General features: G+C 58.7%; 6 protein-coding genes and 1 riboswitch. Of the genes, 4 read left to right on the forward strand and 2 right to left on the reverse strand.

Translation table 11 applies throughout. The features are described 5' to 3' along the window. Positions 1–35 precede the first annotated feature (35 nt). Entirely contained in the window at positions 36–2,891 is a 2,856-nt protein-coding gene (locus RF819_RS13390) for a vitamin B12 dependent-methionine synthase activation domain-containing protein (protein WP_078365455.1), read from the reverse strand. Between the two features lie 25 nt (positions 2,892–2,916). Next, a riboswitch (S-adenosyl-L-homocysteine riboswitch) is annotated at positions 2,917–2,987 on the reverse strand. A 313-nt stretch (positions 2,988–3,300) separates the two neighbouring features. Here RF819_RS13390 and RF819_RS13395 point away from each other — a divergent pair. Continuing rightward, positions 3,301–4,995 (forward strand): sensor domain-containing diguanylate cyclase, encoded by a 1,695-nt coding sequence (locus RF819_RS13395; protein WP_211276185.1) that lies wholly within the window; start codon positions 3,301–3,303, stop codon positions 4,993–4,995. Positions 4,996–5,054: 59 nt separating this feature from the next. Here RF819_RS13395 and RF819_RS13400 read toward each other — a convergent pair whose 3' ends face one another. After that, on the reverse strand, positions 5,055–6,053 hold the full coding sequence (locus RF819_RS13400) for a Gfo/Idh/MocA family protein (protein ID WP_078365457.1): 999 nt from the start codon (positions 6,051–6,053) through the stop codon (positions 5,055–5,057). A 381-nt stretch (positions 6,054–6,434) separates the two neighbouring features. Here RF819_RS13400 and RF819_RS13405 point away from each other — a divergent pair, with 381 nt between their 5' ends. The 3 genes from RF819_RS13405 (at position 6,435) to pflB (ending at position 13,443) form a co-directional block, all read left to right on the forward strand. Next, complete coding sequence (locus RF819_RS13405) at positions 6,435–8,537, forward strand: EAL domain-containing protein (RefSeq protein ID WP_158081282.1); 2,103 nt, start codon at positions 6,435–6,437, stop codon at positions 8,535–8,537. Positions 8,538–9,261: 724 nt separating this feature from the next. Continuing rightward, complete coding sequence (locus RF819_RS13410) at positions 9,262–11,076, forward strand: carbon starvation CstA family protein (protein ID WP_078365459.1); 1,815 nt, start codon at positions 9,262–9,264, stop codon at positions 11,074–11,076. A gap of 114 nt (positions 11,077–11,190) precedes the next feature. Then, positions 11,191–13,443: a formate C-acetyltransferase gene (pflB, locus tag RF819_RS13415; RefSeq protein WP_078365460.1), complete on the forward strand. Its 2,253-nt coding sequence runs from the start codon at positions 11,191–11,193 to the stop codon at positions 13,441–13,443. Positions 13,444–13,526 lie beyond the last annotated feature (83 nt).

The following is a 13,526-nucleotide window of genomic DNA, read 5'->3' on the forward strand; positions in this document are numbered from 1 at the left end:
GGTCCTTCACAAGGCTAGGGGTTTGTGGGCGAGGTTTACAGATTGGGCGCCAGCAGGCGCTGCAGGTCTTTGGCCTCCAGGCCACGGCGCTGTGCCATGTCCTGCAACTGGTCGTCACCGATTTTGCCCACGCTGAAATAACTGGCCTGCGGGTGGCCGATGTAGAAGCCGCTGACACTGGCGGCCGGGCTCATGGCCAGGCTTTCGGTCAGGCTCATGCCAATGTCTTCACATTGCAGCAGCGCAAACATCTCTTTTTTGACGCTGTGGTCGGGGCAGGCCGGGTAACCCGGCGCCGGGCGGATGCCGCTGTATTTTTCGGCAATCAGCTCCTGCGGGCTCAGGGCCTCAGACGGCGCATAACCCCACAAATCGGTGCGCACCCGGTGGTGCAGGTACTCGGCAAAAGCCTCGGCCAGCCGGTCGGCCATGGCCTTGAACAGGATCGCGCTGTAGTCGTCATGGGCGGCGATGAACTGCTGCTCTTTTTTCTCGACACCCAGGCCGGCGGTCACCGCAAACACACCGACATAGTCCTGCAGGTGAGGCGATGTAACACCAGACGATGCTGGGTCTTGTAAGCCTTTTGGGCCTGTAGCCCTCGTATCTTCTGGGTTGGATGCTGCGTTGTCAGTAGCAATGTCTTTGGGGGCCACAAAGTCCGCCAGGCAGCGGTTGGGCAGGTAACTGCCATCGTCTTCCTGCTCGCGGGCGGCTTGCTGGCGCAGTCCGTACCAAGTCAGGGCGACAGTGCTGCGGGTTTCGTCGGTGTAGAGCACGATGTCGTCACCCACCGCGTTGGCCGGGTACAGGCCCACCACCGCGTTGGCGCTGAGCCAGCGGCTTTCGATGATTTTCTTGAGCATGGCCTGGCCGTCGGCGTAGACCTTTTTGGCCTCGACCCCGACCACCTCGTCGTCCAGAATCGCCGGGAACGGCCCGGCCAGGTCCCAGGTCTGGAAGAATGGGCCCCAGTCGATGTAACGGGCCAGTTCCGCCAGATCGAAATTCTTGAACTCACGTCGGCCAATGAACTTCGGCTTTGTTGGCTGGTAGGCCGCCCAGTCGATCGGGGTCTTGTTGGCGCGTGCCTTGGCCAAGGGCCACAACGGTGTCTGTTTTTTGTTGGCGTGTTGCTGGCGCACCTTGTCGTAGTCGGTCTGCAACTCGGCCACAAAGGCGCTGGCTTGTTCACCCAGCAGGCTTTGCGCCACACCCACGCTGCGAGAAGCGTCGGGCACATAAACCACCGGGCCTTCGTAATGTGGCGAGATCTTGACGGCGGTGTGTACTCGGCTGGTGGTGGCGCCGCCAATCAGCAGCGGGATCTTTTTGATGCGGAAGTAGTCGTCCTTCTGCATTTCACCGGCCAGGTACTGCATTTCTTCCAGGCTCGGCGTGATCAGGCCCGATAGACCGATGATGTCGGCCCCCTCGGCCTTGGCGCGCGCCAGGATCTCATGGCAGGGCACCATCACGCCCATGTTGACCACATCAAAGTTGTTGCATTGCAAAACCACGGTGACGATGTTTTTGCCGATGTCGTGCACGTCGCCCTTGACGGTGGCAATCACGATCTTGCCCTTGGTTTGCACGTCGCGGCCAGCGGCCTCGTCGCGGCGTTTTTCTTCTTCAATATAAGGAATCAGGTGCGCTACCGCCGACTTCATGACCCGCGCTGACTTGACCACCTGCGGCAGGAACATCTTGCCCTGGCCAAACAGGTCACCGACGATGCTCATGCCCGCCATCAACGGGCCTTCGATCACATGCAACGGGCGGCCACCTTTGGCGACGATGGCCTGGTAAGCCTCTTCGGTGTCTTCGACGATGAAGTCGGTGATGCCGTGCACCATGGCGTGGCTCAGGCGCTGCTCCACCGTGACCGGCTGCTCCGGTGTGCCGCGCCATTCGAGTTTTTTGCTTTCGTCCTTGGCGCCGCTTTTGGCGGTCTCGGCGATCTCGACCAGGCGCTCACCGGCGTCGGCGCGGCGGTTCAGCACCACGTCTTCGACCCGTTCGCGCAGGATAGGCTCAAGATCGTCGTAGACACCGACCATGCCGGCATTGACGATGCCCATGTCCATGCCCGCTTGGATCGCGTGGTAGAGAAACACGGTGTGGATGGCTTCGCGTACCGGGTCGTTACCGCGGAAGGAAAAGCTCACATTCGAGACGCCACCGCTGACCTTGGCGCCCGGCAGGTTCTGTTTGATCCAGCGGGTGGCTTCGATGAAGTCGACCGCGTAGTTGTTGTGCTCCTCGATGCCGGTGGCAATCGCGAAGATGTTTGGGTCAAAAATGATGTCTTCCGGCGGGAAACCCACCTCGTCCACCAGGATGCGGTAAGCGCGTTCACAGATCTCGATCTTGCGCTCATAGGTATCGGCCTGGCCCTGTTCGTCAAAGGCCATTACCACCGCTGCGGCACCATAACGGCGCAGTAATTTGGCGTGGTGTTTGAAGGCGTCGACACCTTCCTTCATGCTGATCGAGTTGACCACCGCTTTGCCCTGCACGCAGCGCAGGCCGGCCTCGATGACACTCCACTTGCTGGAGTCAATCATGACCGGAACCCTTGATATGTCTGGCTCGGACGCTATTAAATTCAGGAACTTCACCATGGCCGCCTGGCTGTCGAGCATGGCCTCGTCCATGTTGATGTCGATGATCTGGGCGCCGTTTTCCACCTGCTGGCGCGCCACACTCAGTGCCTGGTCGAACTCACCGTTGAGGATCATGCGCGCAAAAGCCTTGGAGCCGGTCACATTGGTGCGCTCACCCACGTTGACAAAGGTGGCGCTTGGCGCCGCGTCAGCCGCTGCGGCGATGCCAATGGTCAGAGGCTCCAGGCCGGACAGTTTGAGGGGGGGGACAACAAAATCGGACATGCAACTCACCTGTGAAATTCATAAAGTCAGGTGAGCGTCGTTGTGTATATCCAAGCCTGACGGGTTGTGTGGCCCGCTGCAACGCTCCTTGGAAGGCGCCGATTTTAGCGGCGAGCTCCTTCACATCACACGCAAGGTGTTGCGGCCCCAAGTTCCGCTCCGGGATGGTCGGGGCGCCCGCCTGTGTGATGGTGCATCAACCCTTGCCAGCCATGGCTTGGTTTGGGCGAACTGAACACAATGGTGCCCCAAAGCGGGTTGGCAGGTAAGATGTGCGCCCTGTCAAACTGCCCGTCCTTGCCCTGAGCCGTGGTGTGGTGTGTGAATGTCTTACCCGGACCTGTGTCCGCTTTGAGAGGCTTGTTGGATGAACTTGTATTCGTCGTTGACGTTGCGTCAGTGGCTGACTGTGCCCTTCACTGTCCTGATGGTCGGTGTGGTGGTGCTGACGGGCGCCTTGTCGTACAGCACCGGCAGCCAGGCGGTGAATACGGTCTCGCAACATCTGCTGCAGGAGATGGTGGCCCGCGTGGGCCAGGCTGTTAACAGGCATGTGGTGGGGTCCGCTGCGGTGCTGGAGGCGGCTTTTCCCACAGGCTTGGAGGTGCCCGATACCATTGACGCCGAGTTGGACACCTTGCGCACCCGGTTCTGGATCGCCACCTCTTTACACACCGACCCCAACAACTTTGTCTATTACGGCAACCAACATGGGCAGGCCATTGGTTTGTTGCGGCTGAGTTCCGACGAGGCAGAGCTGCGCTACAAGTTGCGGGCTGATGAGTTTCGTGGTTTCAGCCGTTTCAGCGGGATCAATGGTGCGTTGGGGCCAAAAACGTTCGAAAAAAAGCTTTTTGATCCGCGCGAACGACCCTGGTACAAGGCAGCAGAGCGCAGTCTGTCGTCGGCCTGGAGCGCGATCTACATCGACTTCACCACCGAAGAGCTGGTGGCCACCCGTGCCCGGCGGGTGCTCGATGCCCAGGGTGAATTGCAAGGGGTGGTGGCCACCGACATCTCGTTGCAGCGGCTGAACCTGTTTGTCAGCAACCTGCCCATCAGCAGCCATGGTGTGGCCTTCATCATCGAGCCCGATGGCAAATTGATAGCCTCCTCCAGCGGACCCAATATCAAACGTCTTCCTGGCGGGGGCAGTGAGCGCCTGATGGCCATCGACAGTGTCAATCCCTTGCAACGGGCGGCCTACCAGCAGGTCCGGGATCGGCTTCAGTCGGCCAGTCTGGGTGTTGGTCCGCGTGCGCTGGCTTTTGACGGGCCGAACGGCGAGACGGTTGAAATGGCGTTTGATCGTGTGCTGGACCAGGCAGGCCTGTACTGGTTGATCGTGGTGGCCGTCCCGCGTAGTGATTTCATGCAGGGCATCACTGCCAATATTTTTCGGACCGCCTTGATCGGATTGCTGGGGGTGATCGCTGCGGTGGTTCTGGGTTGGCGCATTGTGGGTTGGGTGGACCGTGACATCAAACGCCTGACCGAGGCGGCAAAGCTGGTGGGCGAGGGGCGCCTGGGGGCACCGCTGGAGGTGTATCGCAATGACGAAATTGGGGTGCTGGCCAGCACCTTCCGCAAGATGCAGTACCGGCTGCGCACCGATGTGCTGACTGGTCTGAGCAACCGTGAGATGTTGTTGCACAGCATCACACAACGCATTGAGCACAAACGTCGCGAGCGGGACGCCTTGTCGTTTGCCCTGTTGTTTGTGGATCTGAATAACTTCAAGCTGATCAATGACCATCTCGGGCATGACGCCGGTGACCGGGTGCTGATGGAGATTGCCACGCGCCTGAGCAAGGTGGTGCGTCCCGGAGATGTGGTGGCGCGTTACGCCGGGGATGAGTTTGTGCTGCTGATCAATGACATTCCGTCGCGCCAGGTGGCGGATCAGGTGCGTAGGAAGCTGGAGGCGACCCTGCTCGAGCCGGTGCAGCAGGTGGATTTGGGCTCGGTCCCCGATGGCGCCGGATTCGGTGGGGCGGTGGGTCTGGCGATGTACCCGATGGACGGTGACACAGCTGAGCTGTTGATCGCACGGGCTGACCAGGAAATGTACGAACGTAAACGGGCCTGGCGGCTGGACGCCTGACCCGTCTGGGATTGGCTGCGTTTGGGCCGCAGCTAAGCGCGACCCGATTGCTCAGGTGTTCAGACCTGTTCCCACTGCCCGCTCTGGTCCGACTTGAACAGTGCGTCGATGATGCGCATGTTGCAGATCGCGTCATCGAGCCCATAGGGCAGGGGAGTCTCACCACGCACCGCTTGTGAAAACGCGTCCCCTTGCAGGGTGTACATGTCACACGCTGGCAGCGTCTCACGCCGCGCCGACACACCACCGATCTGGCTGCCATCGTCGAGCAACAAGTCTGTCGTGCCGCCCAGGGGGGCGTTGAACGGGATCACCAGCTCCAGGCGCTGTTTGGTGCCAATGGCCTGAACACGCTGGAATGGCACCGATTGGGTCGACACGGTGAAGTCGAGCCGCCGCCCGCCGCCAAAGTCAAGCATCGCGCTGGTGGTGCGGTCGGTCTGGAACTCCGGGTCGCGGTCGATCAGCGTGATCACACGCAGTGGCTCGGCCTCAAACAGAAAACGCCCGGCCACGATGGCGTAACAACCAATGTCATAGAGCGCGCCGCCGCCCACATCGGCGCGGTTGCGGATGTTGTCACTCTGGCGGTTGAAGTACGAGAAAAACGCTTGTACCGTGCGCAGCTCTCCCAAGGCGCCGCTGCGCACCAGCTCGCGCGCACGCTGCCATTGCGGGTGAAAACGCACCATGAAGGCTTCCATGATGTGCACCTGGCCCGCCACCTCGCGTAGTTGCTCGGCTTCCTGTGCGTTCATCGAGAAGGGTTTCTCACACAACACATGTTTGCCTGCACGTGCGGCTGCGAGTGTCCAGGGCACATGCTGGTCGTTGGGCAGCGGGTTGTAGATGGCCTCGATCTCGGGATCGGCCAACAGTTCTTCATACGAACCATAGGCCTTGGGGATACCCAGCTCGGTGGCCACTTTTTGCGCGGCATCCAGCGAGCGCGACGCAATGGCGCCGACCTGACTCCACTGACCTTTTTGCATCGCAGGGATGACTTTTTCGCGACCGATCTTGGCGGTGCTGAGCACGCCCCAGGTAACTTTTTTCATGACAAGACTGACCTTGTGTGGTGGTTGTAGATGCCGCTTTATACCAAGTAAAACCGAGCTCAGATGACATCTGGCAGCCAGACCGCAGCTGCCGTCATGGCGTGCGCAGGCGCATGTCAGATGATGCGAGACAAAGCCCGCCAGCTATTGCAACTTAGCGTGACTTTGTTAACGTTATGTGCTTCTAACCCAAGCTCTGTGTGGGGGTGTTGCTACCTAAAATGACTGTCTGTTGGTGCTTGAGTTGAGGTCGTCGCAGCGGCGGGCGGGGTGTCGTGGTGCTGCGCACTGGCCAAACTCAGTCACTTCACGGCGGCCTGAACAGGCATAACAACAAAACTGTCCGGGCGGTTTAAACGCCACTTTTCCTCTATGCAACCCATGAAACTTGAGCGGGCCAAAACACGTGCCCAGTTGTGGCTGTCGGCCAGCCGGGATGGCATGGTCATGCTGCTTCCCCTTACCTTCATCCGCGTCGTCATCACGATTGTCTTGAACTTTCCATGGAACGACTGGCCCCAGTCATGGGGGATGCGGCCGACAGAGTCCTGGCTGCAGGTGGCCGCCCGGCTGGATGCCTCGTTGGGCGTCATCATGGGGCTTGGCATGGCGCTGTGTGTTGGCAATCGGCTCTATGTGGCATTAAAACGTGTGGAAAGCAGCTGGCTGACGCCCATGCTGGTCAATCTCTTGTGTCTGGTGAATTTTTCTGTGGGCATGTTGTTTCTGGTGGGGGGCCTCGAAGACTCGCTGGGCCAAGCACTGCTGTTGGGGATTCTGACGGGCATCCTCACGGTTGAGGTATTTCATGTCTACATTCGGCTGATGCCTGGTTTCACACGCTTGGTGGGACTGGACGGCAGCCTGCTGTTCAGGCGTTCTTTTCACCAGTTGGGCCCGGCTGCGTTCGTCTGTGTTGTGACGACCCTGGTGATTGCGCTGCTGTCGCAGCTGGGTAGTGGATTCACACATACGCTGCAGATGCTTCCAGCGTTTGAGCTCCTCAGGCAGGGTGGGGCTTATGCACTGAATCTGCTGATTGTTTTTGTCAACCAGCTGCTGTGGTTGCTTGGTTTGCATGGTGGCATCCTGGTGGAAGCCTTTGGCAGTGGCTTGTTGGCCAAACCCGATGTGGTGTTTGATGCCCGCTTGGCTTCTGCTAACTTTGTCAACACCTTTGCTTACCTCGGCGGCTCTGGCGCCACTTATGGTCTGCTGCTGGCGATGTGGCTGGTGTGCAAGGACGCCCAGCTGCGGCGGCTTGGCAAGTACTCGGTCGTGCCTGCGGTATTCAATGTCAATGAAATTCTGGTGTTTGGTCTGCCCATCATCTTCAGCCCGATCCTGCTGATGCCCTTCCTCTTGGCGCCGCTGGCCTGTGCCTCGATCGCTTTGGTGGCACACAGTGCTGGCTGGTTGGTGTTGTCCGGGCATGCCGTGAAATGGAGCACGCCTATCTTCATCTCCGGTTATGTGGTGGCTGGTGGGTTGGCTGGCGTGGTCACACAGCTGGTGGGGGTGTTGGTCAGCACCGCCTTGTATTGGCCTTTTGTCAAGCGACTGCAAGCCGAGCGCAGTCGGGTTCAGGCAGACACGGTGACCCAGGCCTTGGTGCAGTTGTGCCATCTGGAGGCGCCCCGGCGCCAGGTTCTCCACCGATTCGATGAACTGGGCGATTTTGCGCGGGCATTACATGTCGATTTTGAGGCCGCCCTGGGCACGCCGCAGGTGTTTCAGGTGTACCAGCCCAAACATGATGTGCGGGGGAGGGTTTGTGGTGTGGAGGCCTTGCTGCGTTGGAATCACCCTGTGCATGGCGCCATCATGCCAGCGGCGATCATCAATGTGGCGGAAGAGACGCGACTCATCAACCGGATTGGCAACTGGAGTCTGGAGACCGCCTGTGCGGCGCTACAGGATTGGAAAGACCAGGGCGTTGACGGCATTTGTATGTCGGTCAACCTGTCGCCAGTGCAGTTGGATGACGCGAGCTATGCGGCCTTTGTGGGGCAGTGTTTGGCGCGGTTTGACCTGAGCCCGTCCGAGCTGGAGCTGGAGGTCACCGAGGGCCGCACCCTGGCCACCTCACCGCAGGCCGATGCCACACTCAGAAAGCTGAGTGCGCTGGGCGTGCATTTGTCTGTGGATGACTTCGGCATGGGCAGCAGTTCGCTGTTGTACATGCAGCGTTTTGAGGTCAGTGCAATCAAGATTGATGGGAGTCTGACCCGGGACGTGATGAGCAACAGCGTTTCATCGGACATCATTCGGAGCATCGGCATGCTGGGCAAGAAGCAGGGGGTGCGGGTGGTGGCCGAGTTTGTTGAGACCGCAGCGCAGCGTGACAAGCTCGCGCAACTGGGTTGTGACGAGTTTCAGGGTTACCTCTACAGCCCGGCCATCAGTTCAAAGGCGTTTTTGGTCTATTGGCACCAGCATGAAGGCCGCAGGCGTCCAGAGATGCGGCCCCTGTTGTCGGAGTGAGGTCGCGCACCAGCGCGAATGGTGGTCAGCTGTGTCAAACAGCGTCCGCACAATGGCCGCCGGGCGTGTCACTCCCTGCGGCATCTTCTTCACCTGTTCTTGGCTCGTCCCCGCAGGGCTCAGGCAGGTCATGGGATCTGCCGGCAGTGGATGTTGCTGAATGTGTTTGCTGCCAAAAATCGGCTTTTGCAACCATCCTGTGTGGTGATCTGGGCGCCTGTGCCATCACCAGATGCAGCAGCGTCACCTCCCACACTTTGACCTGCACCGCCAGCCACAGGCCAGAGGCTTGACCTCTGCAAAAAAGCAGACCCCCGGCCGCAGAGGGTCATTGATTGGGCTGAACGCCTGGCCCTAAAAGCCGCCTGTTGGCGTTGTTGACGGCCATTCCGGCGCGGGAGTTCGGCGGAGTTCTCTATATCAAAAATGGCTGTAGCCCTTTCATGAAAAGGGTTTATAGATATCAATTAGAGAGCATCTGTCGCATCGGGCCGAGTTTCAGAAAAATACTGTCAGCTTGAGGTAAGATAGTCACATTGTGAAACGGAAATAAAGTTTTTTGAAACAATGTACCGAATCGAAATGCAAGCTTCCGTTCACCCTGTTGTTTTGACCGTTCACCCCCGTCTTTTTACCGCTCTCGGGAAAAGCCCCCAAGGCCATTTGACCCCTCCTAACATGCGCCCCGTGATCAAACACTTAAGCATTTATTGAGGAATTGAAAATGGACCAAGCGATATATTTCGTGATCGTTACAGTCTGCGTCCTTGCCATTGCATACCGCTTTTACGGGGTATTCTTTGTCAACAAGGTCCTGGCTGCCGACGACAGGGATGTGACGCCATCGCACCAGCTGCAAGATGGCAAAAACTACGTGCCCACCAAAAAATGGGTCAATGCCGGTCAACACTTTGCCGCCATTGCGGCGGCTGGACCTCTGGTCGGCCCGGTGCTGGCGGCGCAGTTCGGTTATCTGCCGGGCTTCATCTGGCTGCTGGTGGGGGCGGTGATTGGTGGCGCGGTGCACGACACCGTGGTGCTGTTTGCTTCCATGAAGCATCAGGGCAAGTCGCTCTCGGAAGTCGCCAAAGCCGAGCTCGGCCCGGTGGCTGGCTGGAGCACTGGCCTGGCGATGTTGTGCATCATCACCATCACCATGGCGGGTCTGTCGATCGTGGTGGTCCATGCGCTGGAACGCAACGCCTGGGGCACCTTTGCGGTGTTCATGACGGTGCCAATCGCGATTGCGTTGGGCTTGTTTGAGCGCTACTTTGGCTCTTCCAAATGGGCGACATATCTGGGGTTGGCGGCCATTGTGGCTTCCATTGCCTACGGCCCCCATTTGCAAGGCACGATGGTGGGTGACTGGCTGACGCTGCACAAGACCACCGTGAGCTGGATTCTGCCGATTTACGCCTTCTTTGCGACCGCCTTGCCGGTCTGGATGTTGCTGACACCACGTGGTTACCTGTCGAGCTTCATGAAGATTGGTGTGTTTGCGGCTTTGGTGGTGGGCGTGGTGTTCATCAACCCAACCATCCAATTCCCAGCGGTGACTGAGTTCATCAACGGCGGTGGCCCGATCATCAAGGGCTCGGTCTGGCCGTTCATTTCGATCACCATTGCCTGTGGTGCGATCTCTGGTTTCCATGCCTTCATCGGCTCTGGCACCACACCCAAGTTGGTCGACAAATGGAGCGACATCTTGCCTGTGGCCTTTGGCGCCATGCTGGTGGAATGCCTGGTCGCGGTGATGGCCCTGATTGCTGCAACCTCCCTGCACCCGGCTGACTACTTTGCCATCAACTCCACCCCCGAAGTGTTCAAGACCTTGGGTATGACCGTGGTGGACCTGCCTCGTCTGAGCCAGGAAATGGGCCTTGACCTGGTTGGTCGCACCGGTGGTGCGGTGACGTTGGCTGTGGGCATGGCCTATATCTTCACCAAGTTGTCTTGGTTCACCGATCTGGCGGCTTACTTCTTCCAGTTTGTGATCATGTTCGAGGCGGTGTTCATTCTGACCGCTGTCGATTCCGGCACCCGTGTGTCACGTTATTTGATTCAAGACTTGCTGGGTGATGTGTTCCCGGCCATGAAACGCCTGGACTCCATGCCTGCGGCCATCACCGCCAGTGTCATTGCCTGTGTGTTGTGGGGTTACCTGCTGCTCTCGGGTGACATCAGCTCGGTCTGGGCGCTGTTTGGTGTGTCTAACCAGTTGATGGCTTCGGTGGGTCTGATGATCGGTGCCACCATCATCATGCGCATCTCCAAGAAACGCATTTATGCCCTGACCTGCCTGATTCCTCTGGCTTACCTGTTTGTCACGGTGAACTACGCCGGCTACTGGATGATTGCCAATGTTTATCTGAATGCTGCTGTCAAAGGGTACAGCCTGTTCAATGCGGTGATCGCCTCGGCCATGATGGTCCTGGGCATGGTCATCATGTTTGCCTCACTCAAGCGCTGGGCCGAGTTATGGAAAGCCCGGGGTGAATCTAAAGCGATTCCTCCGAGCATGTTGCCGTCCGCCGCTTGATATGCCATCTACGACAAAGGCCCACCCGGCCTTTGTCGCGATAACAGGATGTCTTGATCTACCAGGTTAATGCATCCAATAGCCACAAGCCAACTTAACCTTATAGGAATGTCAATGAACGCGTTAACAAAAATTGCAAGTCGTCAGGATCCCTGGGCTGGTTTTGCGACCGGTGCTTGGACGGAAAGTGTGGATGTTCGGGGCTTTATCCAGGCCAATTACACGCCGTATCTCGGCGATGCCTCTTTCCTCGAGGGGCCAACAGCTCGTACCACCGCCCTCTGGGCCAAGCTGCAGGAACTGCTGAAACAGGAACAGAAAAAAGGGGTTCTCGATGTGTCCCTGAAACCCTCCAGCATCACCGCACATGACGCTGGCTACATCGATCAAGACTTGGAAATCATCGTTGGCCTGCAAACCGATGCGCCGCTCAAACGCGCCATCATGCCCAACGGTGGTCTGCGCATGGTGGAAGGTGGTCTGAACGCTTTTGGCTTCGAGATGGATCCCGCCGTGTCCGAAACCTGGACCAAGTACCGCAAAGACCACAACAGCGGCGTTTTTGATGTGTACTCACCGGAAATCATGAAGGCCCGCAAATCGGCCATCCTGACCGGTCTGCCAGACGCCTATGGCCGTGGCCGCATCATCGGTGACTACCGCCGCGTGGCTCTGTACGGCGTCGACGCCTTGCGCGCTTTCAAGAAGGCCTCCTTCCACGAACTCGACGGTGTCGAGTTCACTGAAAGTGTGATCCGTTTGCGTGAAGAGCTCTCCGAGCAATTCCGCGCCCTCGACGAACTCAAACAAATGGGCGCCAAGTATGGTTTTGACCTCGGTCGCCCGGCAGAAAATGCCCGCGAAGCGGTGCAATGGACGTATCTGGCTTACCTGGCTGCGGTCAAGGAGCAAAACGGCGCCGCGATGTCGATTGGCCGTATCTCGACCTTCCTCGACATCTATTTCGAACGTGACCTGGCGGTTGGCCTGATCAGCGAAAAAGACGTCCAGGAAATGATGGACGACCTGGTGATCAAACTGCGCATCGTGCGTTTCCTGCGTACACCAGAATACGACCAATTGTTCTCTGGCGACCCAACCTGGGTCACCGAATCCATCGGTGGTGTCGGTGAAGATGGCCGCTCTCTGGTCACCAAAACCAGCTTCCGCGTGCTGCACACCTTGTACAACCTGGGACCGGCACCCGAGCCAAACCTGACCGTGTTGTGGTCCGAGAAACTGCCACAAGGCTTCAAGGAATTCTGTGCCAAGACCTCGATCGACACCTGCTCAGTGCAGTACGAAAACGACGACCTGATGCGCCCCTACTGGGGTGATGACTACGGTATCGCCTGCTGCGTTTCCGCCATGCGGATTGGCAAACAGATGCAGTTTTTTGGTGCCCGCGCCAACTTGGCCAAAGCCATGTTGTACGCCATCAACGGTGGTCGTGACGAGCTCAGTGGTGACCAAGTGGGTCCGAAGTTTGAGCCGATCCTCGGTGACGTGCTCAGCTACGACGAGGTGGTGGCCAAGTTCCTGCCGATGATGGAGTGGCTGTCGGGCGTTTACATGAAGTCGCTCAACGCCATCCACTACATGCACGACAAATACGCCTATGAGCGTATCGAGATGGCGCTGCATGACCGCGACATTCTGCGCACCATGGCTTGCGGTATCGCCGGTCTGTCGGTGGTGGCTGACTCCTTGTCTGCCATGCGTTATGCCAAGGTCTCGGTGGTCCGTGATGAACGTGGCCTGGCGACCGACTTCAAGATTGAAGGCGAGTACCCGGCGTTTGGCAACAACGATGAACGTGTTGACAGCATTGCCACCTGGGCTGTTGAAACCTTCATGGGTTACCTGAAGCAACAACGCGCCTACCGCGACGCCACACCCACCATGTCGGTGCTGACTATCACCTCCAACGTGGTGTATGGCAAGAAGACCGGCAACACACCCGATGGTCGCAAGGCCGGTCAACCGTTTGCACCGGGTGCCAACCCGATGCACGGCCGCGACCAAAAGGGTGCACTGGCGTCGATGTCTTCGGTGTGCAAGCTGCCCTACACCTGCTCGCAGGACGGTATCTCCTACACCTTCACCGTGGTGCCGGGCGCCCTGGGCCGCACCGAAGGTGAACGGGTCAAGAACCTGGCAGGTATGCTGGACGGCTACTTCGAGAGCAATGGCCACCACATCAACGTCAACGTGCTGGACCGTGAAACCCTGTTGCATGCGATGGACCACCCTGAGCTGTACCCGCAACTGACCATCCGGGTGTCCGGTTACGCAGTGAACTTCATCAAGCTGACGCGTGAGCAGCAGCTCGATGTGGTGAACCGCACCTTCCACGCCGGCCACTGAGGCTGGTTGGATCTCATCCGCCGCCACCCCTTTGAGGTGGCGGCAAGTCACGGGCGAGGGTGAGGGTGTGCTTATGCCACCTG

It is taken from the genome of Rhodoferax fermentans (assembly GCF_002017865.1).
GTDB classification, from domain to species: domain Bacteria; phylum Pseudomonadota; class Gammaproteobacteria; order Burkholderiales; family Burkholderiaceae_C; genus Rhodoferax; species Rhodoferax fermentans.

Bases quoted from the DNA above. Each gene is read 5' to 3' on its own strand.
- RF819_RS13390 (WP_078365455.1), bottom strand. From the start codon at position 2,891: ATGTCCGATTTTGTTGTCCCCCCCCTCAAACTGTCCGGCCTGGAGCCT.
- RF819_RS13400 (WP_078365457.1), bottom strand. From the start codon at position 6,053: ATGAAAAAAGTTACCTGGGGCGTGCTCAGCACCGCCAAGATCGGTCGC.
- RF819_RS13405 (WP_158081282.1), top strand. From the start codon at position 6,435: ATGAAACTTGAGCGGGCCAAAACACGTGCCCAGTTGTGGCTGTCGGCC.
- RF819_RS13410 (WP_078365459.1), top strand. From the start codon at position 9,262: ATGGACCAAGCGATATATTTCGTGATCGTTACAGTCTGCGTCCTTGCC.
- pflB (WP_078365460.1), top strand. From the start codon at position 11,191: ATGAACGCGTTAACAAAAATTGCAAGTCGTCAGGATCCCTGGGCTGGT.